Origin of the sequence: Pseudoflavonifractor phocaeensis, assembly GCF_016901735.1 — a bacterium.
Classification (GTDB): Bacteria; Bacillota; Clostridia; order Oscillospirales; family Oscillospiraceae; genus Pseudoflavonifractor_A.
Genome location: NZ_JACLZC010000011.1, coordinates 38,736 through 59,724, shown reverse-complemented (window position 1 = coordinate 59,724; position 20,989 = coordinate 38,736). Strand labels below are relative to the sequence as shown.

The following is a 20,989-nucleotide window of genomic DNA, read 5'->3' as shown; positions in this document are numbered from 1 at the left end:
CGCTTCAGCTGATCCACGCTCATCTGACGCCGCAGCGTGAGCACGCCGCCCTCGGGCAGCAGCGTCCCCAGCAGCAGCTCCCCGCCTCCGCCGCCGGTAAGCCACGCCTTGTAGAGCCCCCGCCGGTCGTCCGGCAGACGGACCGTCACCGTGATCCGCAGTCCATCCTCCTCCAGGCGCAGGCTCCCCCTGCCCTCCGCCAGGGGATAGCAGACCTTTCTCACCCGAAACGCCCCCTCTCTCTCCTCACTCTATGCCCCTGTACCGCCAGATAGAGCCAAAAAAGCGGTCCACTCTTAAGAAGAGAGGACCGCCTTGGCGCTCATACCGTATGCAGGATATGGGCCCGGCGCAGCGCCGGACGAAGGGCCAGACAGAGCAGCGCGGCGCAGATCACCGCCATCACGCCGTTGATGAGGGTCACCGGCAGCTTGACCGTCACCGTCTCCAGCACCGCCACCTCCCAGGTAAAGCCCTTCACAAACCGGCCGGACAGGATATTTTTGCTGATGTACAAGAAGCTGTACGTCAGCGAGCCGCCCAAACCGCTGATCCAGGTCCGGTTCTGCTGGCTCAGACCGCCCAAATGCCGGTAAAGCACCCCGGCCACATAGGCCATGGCGAACTTATTGATAAAGGTAATCCAGAATTCGGGCGCCCAGGCCGGGTTGGTCAGATCGTAGAGCGCCGAGCCGATGCCCGCCGCCAGGCCGCCGGTCATGGGTCCGAACAGCAACGCCGAGAGCAGGCACATGATGTTACCAAAGTGGATCTTGCACATCCCCAGCGGGCTGGGGATGTCGATGCCGATATAGGTCAGCGCAAAGACCATGGCGGCCAGCACCCCTACCATGGCGATATGGCGGGTATCAAAATAGCGTTTTTCTTCCATCCTTCTCTTCCTCTCTTCCGTCCCTTGACAGAGGCGGTTTTTTTCTGTATGCTTCATTATAAGAAAATCTGATTCCATTAAAATACCCAGTTTATATCTTTTTTATAGTATCAGTTTGGAGGTGCGCCTATGCTTCCCCTACCCTTCGCCCTGGAGCAGGGCGGTATTCCCCTCTATCAGCAGCTTTATGACGCCCTGGTGGAACAGCTCCGCAGGGGGACCATCCCCGCCGGCAGCCGCCTGCCCGGCAAGCGCGCCCTGGCCCAGCGCCTGGGCGTGGCGGTCAACACGGTGGACACCGCCTATCAGATGCTGGTGGCCGAGGGTTATCTGGAAAGCCGGCCCCGCAGCGGTTTTTTTGCCCTGCCGGTGGACGATACCGTGGCCTCCGGCGACCTGCCGGCGGAATACATCCCGCCTCTGCCAGAGCCGCCCTCCTATCGCTTCGATCTGTCCACCGGCGGCGTGGATACCGCCCTCTTTCCCTTCCGCACCTGGGGACGCATCCAAAAGGAGCTCCTCTACGACGCCCCGGAGCTGCTTTCCCACGGCAGCCGCCAGGGAGACCGCAACCTGCGGGAGGCCATCGGACATTATCTGGCCCTCTATCGGGGGGTGGTGTGCAGCGCGGAACAGATCGTGGTGGGCGCGGGCAGCGAATATCTGCTGGGTCTGGCCGCCGGACTCTTCCGGGGCGCCACCGCGGCCGTGGAGGAGCCCGGCTACGGACGGCTGCGCACCATCCTGTCCAACAACGGCGTCCGCTGCCAGGGCGTGTCCATTGACGAAAACGGCCTGAGCGTGGACGCCCTCCGCCGATGCGGCGCCTCCCTGTGCTGCGTCACCCCCAGCCACCACTTCCCCACCGCCGTCACCATGCCCGCCACCCGCCGCGGCCAGCTCCTCCGCTGGGCCGCCGAATGCCCCGGCCGCTATATCCTGGAGGACGACTACGACGCCGAATTCCGCTTCGATATGCGCCCCCTGCCCAGCTTGCAGGGGATGGCCGGACAGCGGGGCCCGGTGGTCTATCTCTGTACCTTCTCCAAAAGTCTGGCCCCCAGCATCCGCATCGCCTGCATGGTCCTGCCCCCCGAGCTGCTGGAGCGCTACCGGGCCATGTACGGCAGCTACGCCAACACCGTCAGCCGCTTTGAGCAGCAGACCCTCTGCCGCTTTCTCACCGGCGGTCACTTCACCCGCCACCTCTCCCGGATGCGGGGGATCTACAAAACCCGGATGGCGCGCCTGGCCGACGCCCTGGAGACCGCCCTCCCCGGCGCCCTCCTGCAAGGAAAGCATACCGGGCTCCACCTTCTCCTCACCCTGCCGGACGGACCCGGCGAGGAGGAGATGGTCCGCCGGGCGGCGGAGGCCGGCGTCCGGCTCCAGGGGCTGAGCGCCTATTACGCCAAGGACGCCGACGCCCCGCCCTGTCCCCCCAACACCGTCATCCTGGGCTATGCCGCCCTGCCCGACCGGGACATCCCGGCCCTGGCCGACACACTGGCCAGAGCCTGGCGGAGCTGACCCGTCGCCCTTTTACACCATTTCAATCAATTTTTAATGTTCTGTCCACAAAAATGCAAAGACAAATGGCGTCGGACAGGCTATAATAAAGACAGATTACGGGACGCCTTCCCAGACGGACCCGATGACAGGAGGTTTTCCATTATGATGGAGCAATTTGGTAAGGCCCTTTTGAACGTGGCTTTTGCGGGCGTGGGCGCGGTGTCCATCGCGGCGGAAAAGGCCAGTGAGGTGGGCAAGATCCTCATCGCCCGGGGCGAGATCGCCGTGGAGCAGGGCCGCCAGTACAGCGAGGAGCTGCACCAAAAATATCAGGAGGCCGCCCAGAAGCGGCAGGACGAGCGCTTCCAGGCCACCGTGGACGCCATGACCGCCGAGGAGCGGGAGGCGCTTCGCCGCCGTCTGGCCCAGCTGGACGCCGAAGAGGAGGCCGTCCGTCAGGCCGCCGAGGCTGAGGCTGAGACCGACGCTGAGGCCGACACCTCCGCCGACAACATCACTCACATCCACAGCGACGACGACCCTCAGAACTGAGCCGCTTCCGTTTCGTCAAAAGGCCGCTTCCTTCACAAAAGGGAGCGGCCTTTTTCTGATGTTTTTTTATCAGTTTGCTATTGACAGCGGCGGCGAAGGCGGCTATAATTGCCTCATCAAATGGTTACATTATTTTTTATGGTGATTTAATTAGGAGGAAATATGAAACCTATATCTAATCGCGTTACTGCCGCTCTGGCCGCCGCTCTGATGACCGGTCAGCTGATTGTCCCCGCGCTGGCGGTGGAGGTCCGCGACGCCAGCGGCGTCAAGATCGGGGAGGTCTTTACCGACGTCAACTTCCAGAAGTGGCTCCAAGATTCCTCCAACCTCAACGGCATCGGCGCCGACGGTATCCTGACCGACGAGGAACTGGCCTCCGTGCGCTCCATCAATGTCTCCGCACAGGGGATCAAAAGTCTGGCTGGCATTGACCGCTTTCCCAACCTCCGCGCCCTCAATTGCAGCAATAACCAACTGGAGACGCTGGACCTGAGCGCCAACACCAAGCTCCAGGGCGTGGATTTGTCGGGTAACCTGCTGCGCACTCTGGACGTGAGCAAGCTCACCGAGCTGGGTTATCTCTATGTGGATTTCAACCTCCTCACCGAGCTGAACCTGAGCGCCAATACCAAGCTCACCGGTCTGGGCTTTACCGCCACCAACAATAATCTGAAAACCATTATTCTCCCAAATATCTCCGGCTTCTCTGTGGATAGCTCCAATTTTGCCGCCCAGAATCCCACCGACGGTTTTGAACGGGTCCAGTGGCTCCAGAACGGCTCCCCTGTCGGCGACACCATCCAGCTCAACGGACAGACCCTGACCAGTCAGGGCGTCGCCAACCGCTTCACTGTCTCCTTCAACGCCAACGGCGGCAGCGGAAGCATGGCGGCCATCAGCGGCGCCTATGGTCAGGAAGTCTCTGTCCCCGCCAACTCCTTTACCCGCTACGGCTACACCTTCAACGGCTGGAACACTCAGGCCAACGGATTCGGCACTTCCTACGAAGATAAGGCGCAGATCGTTGGTCTGGGCAAAAAGTACGACGGCCAGCGGGTGACCCTCTACGCCCAGTGGAAGCCCATCACCTACTCCATCACCTTTGACGCCAACGGCGGCTCTGGCTCCGCCAGTGAGGATTCCGTCTCCTTTGACCAGAAGGTTACCCTGCCCAGCGAAGGCTTTACCAATGATACCGAGGAAAATCTGACGCTGGCCGGCTGGGCTTCTTCCGCCGAAGGCCCCGTACTCTACGCCGCCGGCAGCCAGGTCCAGGGTCTCAGCGGCGACGCGGACGGCACGGTCACTCTCTACGCCGTGTGGACCCTCAGCGCCGAGGGCGAACAGGCCACCCGTCTGGCGTCTCTGGCCCAGAGCTTTGCCGCTTATTCCTCCAGCAATTACACCACCGAGGACTGGGGTTATCTAAACTTCATCTACAACCAGGCGGTGGAGCAGATCGGTCAGACCGACGATACCGGTGACATGGACGCCATTGTCACCACCTGCGAGGGAGATATGGCCAACGTGGCTACCAGGGCCCAGCGTGAGGCCGAGGTATCCAACGGCTTCAAGCACGCCCATCAGGAGGTGCTGGGCAAGCTCAGCGGCAACGCGGTCAACGCCGCCAACGCCGCCGACCTCCTCCAGAAGGCCGGTGATGCCTACGATGCCCTCACCGGTGAGGGGCTGAAGGAATTCTCCGAGCTCTCCAATGAGGAGGATCTGGAGGCGGTCACCGCCAGCGTGCTCTCCTCCCTGACCGCCGAAGCCGCCCAGCTGGAAAACCTCCGCGCCGCCGCCCAGTGGGTGGTGAATCTGGACGGCATCTCCCAAAAATCCATGAGCGAGGTCCGTTCCACCGATGTGGAAGCCTACCGCAGCGCCGCGGAGGGTTATACTTCCCTGCCCGCCGAGCAGTCCAAACACATTGACGCTTCTCTGTCCACCGATCTGACCGACCGTCAGGCCCTGGCCGAGGCCAAGCGCAGCGCTGTCTCCGAGCTGAGCACCGCTTACACCGGCTTTGACCTCTCCCTTTACTCCGAAAAGGGCAAGGCCGCTCTGGAGAAGGCCCACACCGACGGCGCAGCCGCTGTGGAGTCCGCTTCCAGCACTCAGGCGGTCGCCGCCGCAAAGGAAGCGGCTTCTGCCAAGATGAACGCCGTCCCCAATGCCGAGGAGGAGGTCTCCAATCCCATCCCCGATGAGCCCAGCGGCGGTGGTTCCGGTTCCGGCTCCGGCGGCAGCTCCGGCTCCGGTTCCGGTTCCGGCGGCGGTAACTCCGGCGGCGGTTCCGGCGCTGACGGCGACTCCCTGCCCGTGGAGACGCCCGACGCGTCCCCCGCCGAAACCACTACCGTGACCGACGAAAAGACCGGCACCGTCACCCAGGTGAATACCACCTCCGACGGCAAGGTCACCGCCACCGTCACCGTGCCCCAGGGCGTGCGCGGCGTGACCGTTACCATCCCCTGCCTGGCCAACGACGGCACCGTGGCCGTCCTGGTCCACGACGACGGCTCCCGCGAGATTCTGACCAAGACCGCCCTCACCGAAAACGGCCTGGCCGTCCGCCTGGAAAGCTCCGCCACCGTGGAGATCGTGGACAACACCAAGACCTTCGGCGATGTGGACAGCGACGCCTGGTTCGCCGCTCCCGTTCAGTTCGCCGCCAGCCGTAACCTCTTCAACGGCGTCGGCAATGACAACTTCGCCCCCACCCAGACCATGACCCGCTCCATGCTGGTGACGGTGCTCTACCGTCTGGAAGGGACCCCCGCCCACACCAGCAATACCGCCTTTTCCGATGTCTCCGGCAGCGCCTGGTACACCGACGCCGTGGACTGGGCCGTCTCCGCCGGCATCGCCGGCGGCACCGGTTCCGGCAGCTTCCAGCCCGACGGCGCCATCACCCGGGAGAGCCTGGCTGTCATGCTCTACCGCTACGCCCAGTCCCTGGGTGTGGACACCGCCGCCGGCGACGCCCTGGACGGCCGTTTCCAGGACGCCGGCAGCGTCTCCGATTGGGCCGCCGACGCCATGACCTGGGCCGCCGATAACGGCATCCTCCAGGGCAGCGACGGTAAGCTCCGCCCCGAGGCCGACACCTCCCGGGCCGAGGTGGCCGCCATGCTCATGCGCTTCGTCTCCCTCCTCACCCAGCAGGAGGCCGACCTGGCCTAACTCCCTACGCTATTCTCTATTTCCTCTTTATACAGAACACCCGCCGTCCGAATGGGACGGCGGGTGTTCGCTTTTACCGGGCTGCCCGGCAGTTGAGGAGCATCCCCAGCAGGATCACCCCAATGCCCACCCATTGTATCCCGCCGGGCAGCGGGTCGTGGAGGAGCAGCACCCCGCCCAGCAGGGTGAAAATAATTTCACCGGCAATGGTACCCTCCGCCAGCGAGAGCTGCCGGGGGTCGTTCCGGGCCAGATGGGTGGCCTGGAAAAAAAGCAGCGTGGCCACCACCGCCGAGAAAACCGCCACCATCAGCGCCTGGACCGCCTGCTCCGGGCTGGGCAGGCCCCGCACCGCGCCGCCAATCCCCCCTAAAACCAACCAGAAGGGCACACTGCACACCGTCATCCACAGCACCCGCTGGGTGGTGTCCAGCTCCCCGCCGCACAGGGCCATCATCTTCCGGTTGCCCAGCGGATAGGTCACCGCCGCAATGGCGATGAGCCCCACACAGATGAGGGCGTCTCTTCCGCCGCCGCCGTTGGAGACGATCTCCTGGCTCTGGAGCAGTACCACCCCCAGTAAAATCACCGCCACCGCGCCCAGACTTTTCAGCGGAACGGGCTTCCCAAACAGCGGATTGAGAAAGACACCCGCCACAATGGTCAACTGCCACAGGGAGACCGTCATCCACGACGGCCCAAAATCAGAGGCCCAGGTGAGAGGCGCGTAGAAAAGTCCGAAGCCCACCGTGCTCCACAGCAGCCACGCCCCCGGTGACCGGCGGATGGACGCCCACACCGGCCTTAATTTGCCCCGCAGCCCCACCAGCGCCAGCAAAATGGGCAGAGAAAACACATAGCGCAGCACCGCGCTCCACACCCAGAAGCCGCCGGACAAATTCATGCTCCGGTTCAGAATGAAGGTAACGGCAAAAAACATGGACGATAAAATGCCCAGTCCTAAAATCTCTTTGGTACGGCCGCGTTCCACGGCGGATTCCCCCTCGCTCTAACAATTCGTTTTTATGCCTAACGCTTTGTTAGAGCACCACCTTTTTCTTTGGCTGTAAAGAGCGTTTCTCTTTGACTTTCCCCGGTAAAGCCGCTATACTCAAAGCAAAGAAAGGAGCGTTGCCTATGATCCGCAAAGCTGCCCCCGCCGATTTGGACGGTGTTTGGGATGTTTATGACGCCATTTTCCGCCGGGAGGAGGGGTCCGATTCCCCCTGCACCACCTGGAAGCGGGACGTCTACCCCACCCAGGCCATCGCTCAGGAGGCTATGGAGGCGGGGACCCTCTATGTGGACATTCAGGGGGGAGAGGTGGCCGCCGCCATCATCCTGGACCAGCAGCAGCCCCCGGAGTACGGCGTCATTCCCTGGGCCGTGACCGCGCCCCCCAAAGAGGTGCTGGTCCCCCGCACCCTGGCCGTCCACCCGGTCATCGCCCGCCGGGGATTTGGGCGGAAAATGATCGCCTTTGCCGAGGGCATGGCCGCCGGGATGGGCTGCCGGGTCCTGCGGCTGGACACCTATGCGGGCAATCAGCCCGCCCGGGCCTTTTATCAAAAGCTGGGCTACCGGGAAGCCGGGGAAGCTCCCATGCACGGCGGAGATGACACCTATGTGTGTCTGGAAAAGCTGGCCTGGAAACAGAAAAAATAAAGAAAAAGGCGGTCAGGAGCACCTTTCGCTTCCTGACCGCCTTTTTTTGGGTCAATGGATGGGATCAGAACAGGCCGGAGATGACGCCGTTTTCGTCGATGTCGATCTTCTCCGCCGCGGGGACCTTGGGCAGGCCGGGCATGGTCATAATGTCGCCGGTGAGGGCCACAATAAAGCCCGCGCCCGCCGAAACCTTCAGATTGCGCACCGTCACCCGGAAGCCCTTGGGCGCACCCAGCAGGGTCTGGTCGTCGGAGAAGGAATACTGGGTCTTGGCCATGCAGATGGGCAGCTTATCATAGCCCAGGTCGGTGAGCTGCTTGAGCTGCTTTTTGGCGTTGGGGGTCAGGTCCACCCCGTCGGCATGGTAGATGCGCTTGGCAATGGCGTTGAGCTTTTCCTCGATGGAGGCGTCGGTCTCGTAGCAGTAGCGGAACTGGCTGGGCTGGCCGCACAGCCGCACCACCTCTTCGGCCAGGGCAATGCCGCCCTCTCCGCCCTTGGCCCACACTTCGCTGAGCGCCACGTTGACCCCCAGTTCCCGGCACTTGTCCTCCACCAGCTTGAGCTCGGCGGCGGTGTCGGTGGGGAAGGCGTTGATGGCCACCACACAGGGCAGGCCGTAGACCTGGGTGATGTTCTCCACGTGCTGGAGCAGGTTGGGCAGGCCGGTCTCCAGCGCGGTCAGGTTCTCCTCATTCAGCTGGGCCTTGGCAACGCCCCCGTGGTGCTTGAGGGCCCGGACGGTGGCCACCACCACCACGGCGCTGGGGGCAAAGCCGGCGGCCCGGCACTTGATGTCCAAAAACTTTTCCGCACCCAGGTCGGCGCCGAAGCCCGCCTCGGTGACCACATAGTCCCCCAGCTTCAGGCCGGTCTCGGTGGCCATGATGGAGTTGCAGCCGTGGGCAATGTTGGCAAAGGGACCGCCGTGGACGATGGCAGGGGTGTGCTCCAGGGTCTGGACCAGGTTGGGCTTGATGGCGTCCTTCAGAAGGGCCGCCATGGCGCCGTCAGCCTTCAGGTCGTGGGCGGTGACGGGGCGGTCGTCCCGGGTGTAGGCCACCACCATGCGGCCCAGCCGCGCCTTCAGGTCGGTGAGGCTGGTGGCCAGACAGAGCACCGCCATGATCTCGCTGGCCACGGTGATGTCAAAGCCGTCCTCCCGGGGCACGCCGTTGACCTTGCCGCCCAGACCGCAGACGATGTTGCGCAGCTGACGGTCGTTCATATCCACACAGCGCTTCCAGGTGATCTTGCGCACGTCGATGTCCAGGGCGTTGCCCTGCTGGATGTGGTTATCCAGCATCGCGGCCAGCAAATTGTTCGCCGCGCCGATGGCGTGGAAGTCGCCGGTAAAATGCAGGTTGATCTCCTCCATGGGCACTACCTGGGCGTAGCCGCCGCCGGCAGCGCCGCCCTTCACGCCGAACACGGGACCCAGAGAGGGCTCCCGCAGGCAGAGCACCACCTTCTTGTCCAGCCGGCGCAGCGCGTCGGCCAGACCCACGCTGGTGGTAGTCTTGCCCTCGCCGGCGGGAGTAGGATTGATGGCTGTGACCAGGATCAGCTTGGCCTTTCGGGGCAGGTCCCGCAGGGCGTTCAGGTCCAGCTTGGCCTTGGTCCGGCCGTAGGGCTCCAGCGTCTCCTCCGACACCCCCAGCTCCCGGGCAATCTGGGTGATGGGCAGCATTTCCGCGGCCTGGGCGATCTCGATATCTGTCTTCATGTGACACAGCCTCCTTGTTTCTCTCCTGCCGTTCGAGGCAGAAAAAAGGACATACTTACAGCGTAAGCATGTCCTCCTCTATTCCATATGGCACGGAAAATTCCGTCAAAACCATCCGAACCTTCTCCTCTTCCGGCGCCTTTCTTGCGGGAACATCTTACCATGTATCCCCGTTTCCGTCAAGCTTTTTGCCTTATTCCCGGCATATATGTACATTTGTCCGCTGCTCAACGAACGCCGCGCCGCATCCGTTCGGCCTCCGCCGAGGCCACAAAGGCCTCCAGCGCCCGGTTCACCGTCTCCGGACGGTCCACCGTGGCGTTGTGTCCCGCGCCCTCGATCCACACCAGCGTCAACCCCGTTTCCCTCGCCCACGCCTGGTTATACCGCCGGGCAGATCCCGCCCGGTCCTCCATGCCGCACAGCAGTAGAGCCGGACAATCGATCCGATAGGGCCGATCCGCCGCCATGGCCTGGGCCAGCATCCGGAATCCATGCCCCGCCAGCCTGCAATACTCCTCCTTGGTATATTCCGCCATCATCTCCGCCATGTTGCGCCGTCCCTCTTCCGTGACGGCGCAGCCCCGCGCCCCGTCCCGGCACAGGCGCGCCCACGGATAAAGCCGGTATACCGGTTCACAATGGCGCAGCAGCCAGAGCTCCAGCGCTGTGACATAGCGCCGTTGGAGAGGGGCCGAGTCGATGGCCATAAAGCCGCCCGCCGTACCGGGGTGGGCTTCCATCAGGCACTGGGCCACGTAGCCCCCCATGGACTGCCCCACCAGATAAAAGGGCGCCGCCTGCTCCCGCTCCAAAATGGCGTACAGCCAGTTTGCCGCGTCCATCAGGGTGAAATCCAGCGCAAAGGGACGGGAAGCCCCATGTCCCGGGGCGTCCCACACCAAACAGCGGTATTTCTTGGCAAAATAGGCCAGCTGCGGGGCAAACAGCCGGCGGTCCGCGGTCAGGCCGGGCAGAAAAACCAGGGTGGGCCCCTCCCCCGCTTCCTCATTCACCCAGTAACAGATGGTCCCCTTGGGCGTTGGATAACATTTCCGCTCCATATCTCTCCATCTCTCCTTACGACAGCTTCAGCCCTCTGTACCGGTTGAACATGGCAAACAGCTCCTGCCTTCTCGGCCGGGCCAGCGGCATCCCATTGGAACTCCCCTCCCACAGGCCCTCCAGCCCCTGCTCCGCCATCAGCCCCTCCAGCTCCTCTACGATCTGCCGGAGCGTCCGCCGTCCGTCCATCCAATGCCGCTGGGCATAAACCAACGCATATCCCAGCGCCGCGCACTGCTCTCCGTCGGCCAGCTGCTCCACATACCGCAGGTCCACCGTCTCCCGGTTGACCGACACCCCATCCCGGCCCAAAGCCTTGAGCTTGACCCGCTCGCCGCCCTGAAACTCCCGGGACGCCTGGGGCCGCCGGTCAAAGCGCGGCGCGCCGGCCGCTGTCCGGGGCGGCACTTCCAGCGGGAAAGCGCTGGCCGCCTCTTTGGCCTGGGCCGTAATGTCCCGCGGCTCATACCGGTCCATTTGTACAATGGTATCGGCAACGTGGAAATAGGCCCCAGAGCTGCCCGCCACCAGGATGGTGGAAACCCCCTGGTCCTCATACAGTCCGCGGATGCGCTCCAAGAAGGGCGTGATGGGCTCCCTATCCCGGTGGATGACCTGCTGCATCAGGGCGTCCCGCACCATGAAATTGGTGGCGCTGGTGTCCTCGTCCATCAGGAGCAGGGACGCCCCCGCCTCTATGGCCTCCACCACATTGGCCGCCTGGGAGGTACTGCCGCTGGCGTCCTCGGTGTCAAAACGGCGGGTGTCCTTCCCGTTGGGCAGGCCGTTGATGAAAAGGGAGATGTCCGTCTTGCGGATACTCCGCCCATCCTCGGCGCGAATCTTAACCGCCGTGCCGTCGGTGACCACGTACTCCCGTCCGTCCCCGGCGATGTGGTCGTACACCCCCAGCTCCAGCGCCTTGAGCAGCGTGGACTTGCCGTGATATCCCCCGCCCACAACGAGGGTCACGCCCTTGGGAACGCCCATACCGGTGATCTTGCCCCGATGCGGCAGCTCCAGCGTCACCGCCAGAGAGGCGGGCGACCGGAAGGGCACCGCGTCCTTCATAGGCAGCGCGGACACGCCGGACAACCGGGGCAAAATGCTGCCGTCCGCCACAAAGGCGCACAGCCCCAGCTCCGGCAGTTTTTGGCGGATATACGCCTGGTCCTCCGCCAGCGCGGCCACGGCCTGTAAGAACTTTGCGTCCAGGTTCCGGTAGAGCAGAGAGGCCGACACACAGCGGGGCAGCAGTTCAAAGAGGATCTTCTCCAACTCCCTCGCGTTGATGGTCCGCCCGTTGGCGGGAAAGCCCACCTCCAGCCGGAGCAGCACCCCGCCGCTCTCCGGGTCGATCCGGCAGGCGGTCCGTTCCAGCACCTCCTGCCCGCAGCGGCTGACCGAAATTAGACCGCTGCGGCCCGAGCCCTTGGCCTGAAAGGAATACCGCTCCGTCTGCCGCCCAAAGCCCCGGAGCAGCGCGTCGGCAAGGGCCGTCCGCCGGCAGGGGCTTTGGTACAGCGCCGCCGGAAAGCCCGCCCTCTTTCCCTCTACCCGGACGCTCACCTTGGAAGGCGCCGCAAAGGGGTCCCCCTGGACGTGGTCAATGGACAGCACATACTCCGGGAAGCGATAGCTCCCCTTGGTGTCCTTATAGGCCGGATACCCTTTTCGGTCGATCCGGGCCAGCAGCTCTTTCAACTGTGCCGATGTCTGCATATGCTCCTCCCTGTCCGCGTTTTTGGAATAAAACAAAGAATCCGAACTCGTCTCCTTTTGGGAAACAAGTTCGGATTACCTTGACTGGTGCGCGAGGCGGGACTTGAACCCGCACGTGCGTAATGCACACTAGAACCTGAATCTAGCGAGTCTGCCAATTCCACCACTCGCGCATTTCGTCCGACCGCTTTCGCTTGGCTCGGAACGAAATATATATTACCATGGGTTTCCCCAATTGTCAACCCTTAATTTTTATTTTTTATCCCAAGTCTGGCGCACAGCGGAAAGACCAATCCGCCCGCCGTGTTGCCCGCCGTCATCACCAGCAGATAGAGCGCCGTCTTGCCGCTCCACACGTTGGCTACGGCAAAGTAAAACATATTGGCCACGCAGTGCTCAAACCCACATAGGATAAACACCACCACTCCAAAGACGATGCCCAGATACTTCCCCAACTCATGGGGATTACTGCGGTAGTTTTCCACCGCAATGTAAATCAGCATATTGCAGAAAACCGCCAGAAGAAAAATGGACGGCAGACTGTCCCCCAATTTGGTCTCACACAGCCCGGCCGCCTTCTCCGCCAGCGCGGCCCCCGTCCGGGTCGCCCGGAGCAGCAGGCCGGTGACCTCCGCCCCCGCCAGGTTGCCCAGCCACACCAACGCCAGCCAGCCGCCGTAAGCCGCGCCCTTGCCCGGCCAGTAGCACACCTTGCCGGTAAACAGGTTCAGGCCAAAGGCGCAGACCGTAAAAAGCCCCACCGAAAAGAGCAGCGCACCCACTGCCTTATTGTCCACGGACAGATAGACCGCCCCTCCGATGGAGATGCTCACCCCTGCCAATACCGCGTAAACAAAGTCCCGTACCTTGGACATCCAATCCCTTCCCCTCTCTCAAATACGATCCTTCTATATATACAAGGAGAGGTCCGCCGGGAGGAACCCTCCCAGCGGACCTGAAAATCAATTGACGCAATCAGCAGACGCCCTGCCAGGCCATGGCCTCGGCTACCTTCAGGAAGCCGGCAATGTTGGCGCCGGCCACCAGGTTGCCCTCCATGCCGTACGCCTTGGCGGCGGCGGCGGCGTTGGCATAGATGTCCTTCATGATGTTGTGCAGCTTCTCGTCCACCTCTTCAAAGGTCCAGAAGAGACGGGCGGAGTTCTGGCACATCTCCAGACCGGAGGTGGCCACGCCGCCCGCGTTGGCGGCCTTGGCGGGACCAAACAGCATACCGTTCTCCAGGAAGAAGTTTACGGCCTCCAGGGTAGACGGCATGTTGGCGCCCTCGGCCACGGCGTAGCAGCCATTGGCCTTCAGGGCCTTGGCGCCCTCCAGATCCAGCTCGTTCTGGGTGGCGCAGGGCAGCGCGATGTCACAGGGCACCGTCCAGATGCCGCGGCAGCCCTCCACGTACTTGGCGGTGGGCACATAGTCCAGATAGGTCTTGATGCGGGCCCGCTTGACTTCCTTGATCTCCTGCATGATCTTGTAGTCAATGCCGTTCTCGTCCACGATATAGCCGTTGGAATCGCTCATGGCGATGACAGTGGCCCCCAACTGGGTGGCCTTCTGATTGGCGTAGATGGCCACATTGCCGCTGCCGGAGATGACCACCTTCTGGCCCTCAAAGGACTTGCCGTTGGCCCGGAGCATCTCGTCGGCAAAGTAGCAAAGGCCGTAGCCGGTGGCCTCGGTACGGGCCAGGGAGCCGCCGGCGCCCACCTTCTTGCCGGTGAGCACGCCGGTAAACTCGTTGCGCAGGCGCTTATACTGACCGAACATGAAGCCGATCTCACGACCGCCCACGCCGATGTCGCCGGCGGGCACGTCGGTGTCGGCGCCGATGTGGCGCTGCAGCTCGGTCATGAAGGACTGGCAGAACCGCATGACCTCGGCGTCAGACTTGCCCTTGGGGTCAAAGTCGGAGCCGCCCTTGCCGCCGCCCATGGGCAGGCCGGTGAGGCTGTTCTTAAAGATCTGCTCAAAGCCCAGGAACTTGATGATGGAGAGATTCACGCTGGGATGGAAGCGCAGACCGCCCTTGTAGGGGCCGATGGCGGAGTTGAACTGTACACGGAAGCCGCGGTTGACCTGCACCTTGCCGTTATCGTCCACCCAGGGCACCCGGAACATGAGCACCCGCTCGGGCTCCACGATGCGCTCAAACACACCGGCCTCCACCAGGTCGGGGCGCTGCTCAGCCACAGGCTCCAGAGATTCCAGCACTTCCCGGACCGCCTGCAGGAACTCGGCCTGGTCGGGGTCCTTCTGGGCCACGCGCTCGTAGAGTCCCTGAAGATACGCATTTTTGAAAGCCATAATAAAAACTCCTTTGCTGAGAGGACGCGGTCTGTCTTCCAGTCTGCGCCTCCAAGATTCTCTCCTACCCAAAGCCGGGTATTCAATCTGCCGTCTATTATACTTTATCACAGTAAAATGCGCAAGTATAAATTTTTTCTGGACCGCTTCTGATTTTTTTCTTGCATTTTTCCGCTGTTTTTCGCCAATATAATGCAAATATGCCTTCGTATTTTTGTCGATAGCGATAAAATGATATCTCGCATACGTCGGTTTTTTATCTATCCCATCCAAAAAGAACGGTCCCTGCCGCCTTCCGGCGGCAGGGACCAAATCCCTGTTTTTTCCTTACTTGCCCACGATCTCGGCGGTATCCCGGGCGATCATCAGCTCCTCGTTGGTGGGGATGAGGAGCACCTTCACCTTGGAGTCGGCGGCGGAAATGACCGCCTCCTTGCCCCGGACGTTGTTGGCCTCGGCGTCCATCTTCACGCCCATGAACTCCAGGCCGGAAGCGATGGCCATACGGGTGGGGCCGTCGTTCTCGCCCACACCGGCGGTAAAGACGATGGCGTCCACACCGCCCATGGCGGCGGCGTACGCGCCCACCAGCTTCTTCACGCTGTACTGGAAGGCCTCCAGCGCCAGGGCGGCGCGCTCGTTGCCCTCCTTGGCCGCGGTCTCCAGATCACGGAAGTCGGAGGAGACGCCGGAAATGCCCTGCACGCCGGACTTCTTGTTCAGGATGTTGAGCATCTCCTTGATGTCATAGCCGTACTTGTTCATCAGATACTCCAGGATGCCGGCGTCCAAATCGCCGGAGCGGGTGCCCATGGGCACGCCGGCCAGGGGGGTGAAGCCCATGGAGGTATCCATGCTCTTGCCGCCGTCCACGGCGGAGACGGAGGAGCCGTTGCCCAGGTGGCAGGTGATGATCTTCAGCTCCTCGATGGGACGGCCCAGCATGGCGGCGGCACGGCCGGCCACATACTTGTGGGAGGTGCCGTGGAAGCCGTAGCGGCGGACCTTGTCGTTTTCATAGTACTCATAGGGCAGGGCGTAAATGTAGCTCTTGGCGGGCATGGTCTGATGGAAGGCGGTGTCAAACACGCCCACCATGGGCACGTTGGGCATGACCTTCTGGCAGGCCCGGATGCCGGTGATGTTGGCGGGGTTGTGGAGAGGCGCCAGGGGGATGCACTCCTCCAGAGCGTCCATGACCGCCTGGTCGATCTTGACGGAGCCGGCAAACTTCTCGCCGCCGTGGACCACACGGTGGCCCACCGCGTCGATCTCGTCCATGCTCTTGATGACGCCGTGCTCGGCGCTGGTCAGCGCGTCCAGCACCGCCTGGATGGCCTCGGCGTGGGTGGGCATGGGGATGTCGAACTCATACTTGCCGTCGGTGGCGGGCACCTTATGGGTGAGGCGGCCGTCGATGCCGATGCGCTCACACAGGCCCTTGGCAAAGACCTCCTCGGTATCGGGGTCCATGAGCTGATACTTCAGGGAAGAACTGCCAGCGTTGATGACGAGAACCTTCATGATACATTACGCTCCTTTTATGATTTTGGATATTCCCGGCTTGCCGGCCGGGCCGCCGTATCGTATAATGGGAAAAACAGGCGTTGTTTCTTATTGTATCCCATTTTACGTCAAAGAACAACCCGTATTTTAGGGAAATTTCTTGATTTTTTCTGTAAAAAGGTGGTCAACTTCATGACAGCAGCCGGAATCGTGGCGGAATACAACCCCTTTCACAGCGGTCACGCCCACCATGTGAAACGCACAAAAGAGCTTCTCGGCGAAACCTGCCCCGTGGTGTGCGTCATGAGCGGGCACTGGGTCCAGCGGGGAGACTGCGCCCTGGCCGACAAGTGGACCCGGGCCGCGGCGGCCCTGGCGGGCGGCGTGGACCTGGTGCTGGAACTGCCCACCGTGTGGGCCTGCGCGTCGGCGGAATCCTTCGCCCGGGGGGCGGTGGAACTGCTCCGCGCCACCGGCGTGGTGGATACCCTCTCCTTCGGCAGCGAGTGCGCCGACCTCTCCGTCCTGCGCCGCGCCGCTTCCTGCCTGGACGGGGCAGGTTATACCAAACTCCTCCGGGAGAGGGTGACCCGCGGTCTTCCCTTTCCCGTAGCCCGGCAGCAGGCGGTGGAGCGCCTGGCCGGTCCGGAGACCGCCGCCTGCCTCTCCCGTCCCAACGCCAACCTGGGTATTGAATACCTCCGCGCCCTGCCGCCCGGCATGGACGCCGTCCTCATCCCCCGGGCGGGCGTGGACCACGACGGCGGGGCCTCCGGCGGCTTCGCCTCGGCGTCCCACCTCCGGGCGCTGCTGCGCGCCGGTCAGCCCGCGGAAGCCGCCCCCTATCTGACCCAGCCCTGGCACGGCCCCTTTGCGGACCTTTCCTCCATCGAACGGGCGATTTTGACCAAAGTCCGCACCCTGACCCGGGCGGATTGGGCCGCCCTCCCCGACAGCGGCGACGCCGAAGGTCTGCCCGACCGCCTGGTAAAAGCCGCCGCCGAAGCCGTGGCTCCATCGGAATTCCTGGCGCGGGCAAAAACCAAACGCTACACCCTGGCCCGGCTGCGGCGGCTTTTGATCTGGGCCTTTCTGGGCCTGACCGCCGCGGACCGGCCCCCCCATCCGCTCTATCTGCGGGTTTTGGGCTGCTCCTCCAGAGGACAGGGCTTATTGGCCCGGATGCGTACCTCCGCCGCCCTCCCCGTCCTCACCAAGCCCGCCCACGCCCGGTCCCTTCCGGATGCGGCCCGGCAGCTTTTTATGTTGGAAAGCCGCTCCACCGACCTCTACGGCCTGTGCTTTCCAGAGGTCCTTCCCTGCGGGCGGGAGTGGACCACGGGACCGGTGGTGCTGAAGTCTCCCCGCTGAATTTTGGACGCCCTGTTTGCCCGGCGGTCTGTCGGGTAAAACAGGGCGCTTTTTTGAAACCATCCGCCGCTCTCCTGTGATATTAGAGTTGAAAGCAGCTTTCAAAAAAAAATTAGGAGCCGTTTATGAGAGAAACCATCATATTGCAGCGGATGAAGGCCGGCGATCCTTCCGGGCTGGAAGCGCTCATGGCCTGCTATCTCCCCTATATCTCCGTCATCGTGTGGAATATCCTGCGCAGCGCCATGACTCCCCAGGACGGAGAGGAGGTGGTGGCCGACGTCTTTTTGGCCGCCTGGAATCAGGCTTCCGATCTAAAAGCCGGCCATGTAAAGGGCTGGTTGGGGGCGGTGGCCCGCAACAAGGCCAAAAACAAGCTGCGGGAGCTGGGAAAGACCATTCCTCTGGAGGAAAGCGTCCTGGAACTGCCCGGAACCGGCGACCCCGCGGACGATGTGGAGCGAGCCGAGGAGCAGGCCCTCGTCCGTCAGGCGGTGGACGCCCTGCCCCCGGAGGACCGGGAGGTCTTTTTGCGGCACTACTACTACGCCCAGACCGTCAGGGAGATCTCCGCCTGTATGGGACTCAAGGAGTCCACCGTAAAAACCAAATTGAGAAGAGGCCGAATCAAATTGAAAGAACTGCTTTCAAAGGAGGGGTCGTTGAATGAAACGTGATATTTCGGATCTGCTGGACGCCTATCGTGACGCATCCGTCCCGCTGGACGGCGTCACACCCCTTTCCGCGTCCCGCATCCAGGCCCTGGTCAGGGCAAAGCGCACCGTAAAAAACGCGCCGGGCAAACCGTCGGGCCGTTTCGCGCGGGGTCTGCTCATCGCGGCGGCGATCCTTTCTCTCTTCTGCGTGGCCGCCGTGGCCATTGGCGTTACCCTGCGGGACGCGGCCAGAGCCGACATGGGCATCTCCCCCACCGCCCCCATCCCAGAGTGGACCGAATATGACACCACGCAGACGGCCCAGTCCTCCCCCGTGCGTCTTGCCTCCACCCTCTGCTCCGGCGACCAGCTCTGCGCCTATCTGGAGGTATCCCCCATTCCGGCGGATATGGCGGCCGTCCTGGCGAAAAACGGCTCTTACCAGTATGAGTGGGATTGCAGCATTGACCCACGGGGATGCACCTAGCTGGTCCAGCAGACCGGCTACGACCCCGAAACCCAGACCGCCCTGGTCAAGGTATCCCTGTCCGGATCCGATCTGGAAGGGTTGGAAGCGGTGGACCTGACCTTGACGCTCTACCACCATTTCGAGGTGGAACGGCGCTATGCGCCCGTGACCGTCCCCGTCACAGACAGTCAGTGCGTCTCCCTCTCCACGGATATTGCCGTAACAAACACCAAAAAGCAGTTGGAATCTGAGTTGGAGTCCGCTGACCTTGCGAAGCTTCCCGACTACGCATCAAAGGGCCGGATCACCCGGGTCTCCCTCTATGCCGGATATATCGAAGTCCAGCTGGAAACCCCCTCCCTGGACCAATGGACGGCCCTCTCCCATGTGGACCGGCTGACCCCAGAATGGAACGGGCCCACGGATGACGATATGGAATGGTTTGCGGAGATGCTTTTTTACAACAGCTGGTATCTGGCGGTGAACCAGACCCTCTTCGGCGCGGCGCTCCACGACACGGACGGGACCCAGACGGCGCTGGACCAGCTGCCCCGGGCGTATGCCGGTACATGGATCGAGGCCAGCAACGACAACGACGCCATCTACGCCGGAACGCAAATTTACCGTTTTGTCCCCCAGCAGGCCCTTGATTTGAGCCGTATCTCCTCCATCACCATCGGCGGTACCGACTACCCCCTGTTCCCTGACAAGGATTTCCAGCCCTGAGCAAAAACAGGACCTGCCGTCCCCAAAGGCGGCAGGTCCTGTTCCGTTTTGCTGCTTACAGGGCGGCATCCAGCATCTGGCTGTACACCTGGGCGGGCATGACGCCCACCTTGCGCTCCACTTCCTTCCCGTCCTTGAAGAGAATGACGGTGGGGATGCTCATGATGCCGAACTGCATGGCCAGAGCGGGCTGCTCATCGGTATCCACCTTGCCCACGACCACCTTGCCCTCATACTGGGCGCCCAGCTGCTCGATGACCGGGGCCAGCATCCGGCAGGGACCGCACCAGGTGGCCCAGAAGTCCACCAGCACCAGATGATTGCCGGAAATCGCGTTGTTGAAGCTCGCCTGATTGAAATGCTGCACTGCCATAATGATAACTTCCTTTCTGTTTGTCCTGTTGGTTTGATTTTATCCTTTTTTGTGTTGATCTACATATTCCGAGGCCCGGTGGCCGGCTATCATGCCCTCTCCCACCGCCTTGGAAATCTGGAGGGGCTGGCCCACACAGTCGCCGGCGGCAAAGAGACCGGGTATGGAGGTGGCCATATTGCGGTCCACCTGTACATAGGGCCCGTCGGCGGCCAGTCCGGGAACCAGATCCACCGGCGACGCCGCCGCCCGCAGGAGAAAGAGTCCCGCGCAGGGAATCTCTTCCCCGTCAGCCTTCAGGGCCGTCACCGTCTGCCCTCCCACCACTTCCAGCCTGGCGGCCGTCCGGTATGGAATCTCCCCGCTCAATTCCGCCGGGCGGGGGCCGTTGGACACATAGGTCACCCGGCAGCCAATTTTCTGGAGATAATTGGCCTCCTCCGGCGCCTGGGCCGACCTGCCCACCACCACGATGTCCTTGTTCCGGTAGAGCATCCCGTCGCAGGTGGCGCAGTAGCTCACCCCTCGTCCCAGGAACTGCTCCTCGCCGGGGAGCTTGGCTCCGTAGGAGACGCCGGTGGCCAATACCACCGCCCCGGCCTCCTCCACTTCACTGCCGATGCTCACCAAGAAGAATTCTCCCAGCGGCATCACGCCCAGCACCCGGCCGGTCCGCAGCTCCGCGCCCATCTCCCGGGCGTGGCTGCGAAAGCGCTCCATCATCTCCGCGCCCGAAAGATCGGGCATACCCAGATAGTTGCGCACCAGCCCCGCCTTGGCAAGCTGGATGTCCGACGGCGCGCCGCCTACCACCAGCACCTTTTTCCCTCTGGCTTTGGCCTGGACCGCCGCCGACAGCCCAGCCGGGCCGTTGCCTACCACAATGATGTCGTACGCCATCAGCTCTCCTCCTCTCCGTCCCCAAAGAGCGCGTCCATGAGTACCGCCACCCGGCGGTCCGCGATTTCATAATAGACCTCGTTGCCCGCCCGTTCCGCCTTTACAATGCCGGCGGCCTTCAGCTTCGCCAGGTGCTGGGAGATACAGGACTGAGAACGTCCCGTCCCCGCCTCCATGCACCCCACGTTGCGGCAGCCGCAGCGCAGCAGCCCACGGACGATCTGGAGCCGCAGCGGATGGGCCAGGGCCTTCAGCAGCTCCGCCCGCTGCTCATATAGCATTTCCTCCACGGGTGTTCTCCTTTCGTTCATCTTCATTTTCTAATATTATTATATTCTAA

General features: G+C 62.7%; 20 protein-coding genes and 1 tRNA gene. 8 read left to right on the top strand and 13 right to left on the bottom strand.

All coding sequences use genetic code 11. The annotated features are described in order from the left end of the window. Both H7U37_RS04210 and H7U37_RS04205 read right to left on the bottom strand, forming a co-directional pair. Positions 1-224: hypothetical protein (locus H7U37_RS04210; protein WP_204873874.1), on the bottom strand; the 224-nt coding region annotated here is incomplete at its 3' end. A 98-nt stretch (positions 225-322) separates the two neighbouring features. Next, entirely contained in the window at positions 323-892 is a 570-nt protein-coding gene (locus H7U37_RS04205; protein WP_204873873.1) for an ECF transporter S component, read from the bottom strand. A gap of 129 nt (positions 893-1,021) precedes the next feature. On the opposite strand from H7U37_RS04205, the gene pdxR reads away from it, so the two are divergent. The 3 genes from pdxR to H7U37_RS04190 all read left to right on the top strand — a co-directional run bounded on the left by pdxR (position 1,022) and on the right by H7U37_RS04190 (position 6,145). Then, positions 1,022-2,422 carry a MocR-like pyridoxine biosynthesis transcription factor PdxR gene (gene pdxR, locus H7U37_RS04200; protein ID WP_204873872.1) on the top strand — a complete coding sequence of 467 codons (1,401 nt, stop codon included), beginning with the start codon at positions 1,022-1,024 and terminating at the stop codon, positions 2,420-2,422. Positions 2,423-2,566: 144 nt separating this feature from the next. Beyond that, on the top strand, positions 2,567-2,956 hold the full coding sequence (locus H7U37_RS04195; RefSeq protein ID WP_204873871.1) for a hypothetical protein: 390 nt from the start codon (positions 2,567-2,569) through the stop codon (positions 2,954-2,956). Positions 2,957-3,118: 162 nt separating this feature from the next. Further along, positions 3,119-6,145, top strand: a complete 3,027-nt coding sequence (locus H7U37_RS04190; protein ID WP_204873870.1) for an S-layer homology domain-containing protein — start codon at positions 3,119-3,121, stop codon at positions 6,143-6,145. Positions 6,146-6,218: 73 nt separating this feature from the next. On the opposite strand, the gene H7U37_RS04185 is transcribed toward H7U37_RS04190, so the two are convergent. Next, a complete protein-coding gene (locus tag H7U37_RS04185; RefSeq protein ID WP_338049772.1) occupies positions 6,219-7,136 on the bottom strand; it encodes a DMT family transporter in 918 nt (305 codons plus the stop codon). A 146-nt stretch (positions 7,137-7,282) separates the two neighbouring features. Between H7U37_RS04185 and H7U37_RS04180 the strand changes: the two genes are divergently transcribed. After that, positions 7,283-7,810: a GNAT family N-acetyltransferase gene (locus H7U37_RS04180; protein WP_204873869.1), complete on the top strand. Its 528-nt coding sequence runs from the start codon at positions 7,283-7,285 to the stop codon at positions 7,808-7,810. Between the two features lie 64 nt (positions 7,811-7,874). Here the strand turns inward: H7U37_RS04180 and H7U37_RS04175 are convergent, their stop codons facing one another. The 7 genes from H7U37_RS04175 to H7U37_RS04145 all read right to left on the bottom strand — a co-directional run bounded on the left by H7U37_RS04175 (position 7,875) and on the right by H7U37_RS04145 (position 16,172). Then, positions 7,875-9,539, bottom strand: a complete 1,665-nt coding sequence (locus tag H7U37_RS04175) for a formate--tetrahydrofolate ligase (RefSeq protein ID WP_204873868.1) — start codon at positions 9,537-9,539, stop codon at positions 7,875-7,877. A gap of 227 nt (positions 9,540-9,766) precedes the next feature. Next, positions 9,767-10,603: an alpha/beta fold hydrolase gene (locus H7U37_RS04170; protein ID WP_204873867.1), complete on the bottom strand. Its 837-nt coding sequence runs from the start codon at positions 10,601-10,603 to the stop codon at positions 9,767-9,769. Positions 10,604-10,619: 16 nt separating this feature from the next. Then, positions 10,620-12,326 (bottom strand): ABC-ATPase domain-containing protein, encoded by a 1,707-nt coding sequence (locus tag H7U37_RS04165; protein ID WP_204873866.1) that lies wholly within the window; start codon positions 12,324-12,326, stop codon positions 10,620-10,622. 85 nt (positions 12,327-12,411) lie between these two features. Beyond that, positions 12,412-12,499 (bottom strand) — tRNA-Leu (locus tag H7U37_RS04160). 72 nt (positions 12,500-12,571) lie between these two features. Then, a complete protein-coding gene (locus H7U37_RS04155) occupies positions 12,572-13,201 on the bottom strand; it encodes a formate/nitrite transporter family protein (RefSeq protein WP_204873865.1) in 630 nt (209 codons plus the stop codon). 100 nt (positions 13,202-13,301) lie between these two features. Then, a complete protein-coding gene (gene gdhA, locus H7U37_RS04150) occupies positions 13,302-14,648 on the bottom strand; it encodes an NADP-specific glutamate dehydrogenase (protein ID WP_204873864.1) in 1,347 nt (448 codons plus the stop codon). Positions 14,649-14,975: 327 nt separating this feature from the next. Then, a complete protein-coding gene (locus H7U37_RS04145) occupies positions 14,976-16,172 on the bottom strand; it encodes an acetate/propionate family kinase (protein ID WP_204873863.1) in 1,197 nt (398 codons plus the stop codon). 174 nt (positions 16,173-16,346) lie between these two features. Here H7U37_RS04145 and H7U37_RS04140 point away from each other — a divergent pair, with 174 nt between their 5' ends. The 4 genes from H7U37_RS04140 to H7U37_RS04125 all read left to right on the top strand — a co-directional run bounded on the left by H7U37_RS04140 (position 16,347) and on the right by H7U37_RS04125 (position 19,376). Beyond that, complete coding sequence (locus H7U37_RS04140) at positions 16,347-17,525, top strand: tRNA(Met) cytidine acetate ligase (RefSeq protein ID WP_204873861.1); 1,179 nt, start codon at positions 16,347-16,349, stop codon at positions 17,523-17,525. A 125-nt stretch (positions 17,526-17,650) separates the two neighbouring features. Next, positions 17,651-18,202 carry an RNA polymerase sigma factor gene (locus H7U37_RS04135; protein ID WP_204873859.1) on the top strand — a complete coding sequence of 184 codons (552 nt, stop codon included), beginning with the start codon at positions 17,651-17,653 and terminating at the stop codon, positions 18,200-18,202. Then, the gene (locus H7U37_RS04130) at positions 18,192-18,668 is read left to right on the top strand and encodes a hypothetical protein (RefSeq protein ID WP_204873857.1); all 477 of its coding nucleotides are present in this window, start codon (positions 18,192-18,194) and stop codon (positions 18,666-18,668) included. The genes H7U37_RS04135 and H7U37_RS04130 overlap by 11 nt, the downstream gene beginning before the upstream one ends. Positions 18,669-18,758: 90 nt before the next feature. Then, complete coding sequence (locus H7U37_RS04125; RefSeq protein ID WP_204873855.1) at positions 18,759-19,376, top strand: hypothetical protein; 618 nt, start codon at positions 18,759-18,761, stop codon at positions 19,374-19,376. A 55-nt stretch (positions 19,377-19,431) separates the two neighbouring features. Here the strand turns inward: H7U37_RS04125 and trxA are convergent, their stop codons facing one another. Genes trxA through H7U37_RS04110 form a run of 3 tightly spaced genes read right to left on the bottom strand, consistent with a single transcriptional unit; the run spans position 19,432 to position 20,930 of the window. Then, positions 19,432-19,749, bottom strand: coding sequence for a thioredoxin (gene trxA, locus H7U37_RS04120; protein ID WP_204873853.1), 318 nt, complete (start codon positions 19,747-19,749; stop codon positions 19,432-19,434). A gap of 39 nt (positions 19,750-19,788) precedes the next feature. Then, the gene (locus H7U37_RS04115; RefSeq protein WP_204873851.1) at positions 19,789-20,649 is read right to left on the bottom strand and encodes an NAD(P)/FAD-dependent oxidoreductase; all 861 of its coding nucleotides are present in this window, start codon (positions 20,647-20,649) and stop codon (positions 19,789-19,791) included. After that, complete coding sequence (locus H7U37_RS04110; protein ID WP_243413571.1) at positions 20,649-20,930, bottom strand: ArsR/SmtB family transcription factor; 282 nt, start codon at positions 20,928-20,930, stop codon at positions 20,649-20,651. Before H7U37_RS04110 ends, H7U37_RS04115 begins: the two co-directional genes overlap by 1 nt. Positions 20,931-20,989 lie beyond the last annotated feature (59 nt).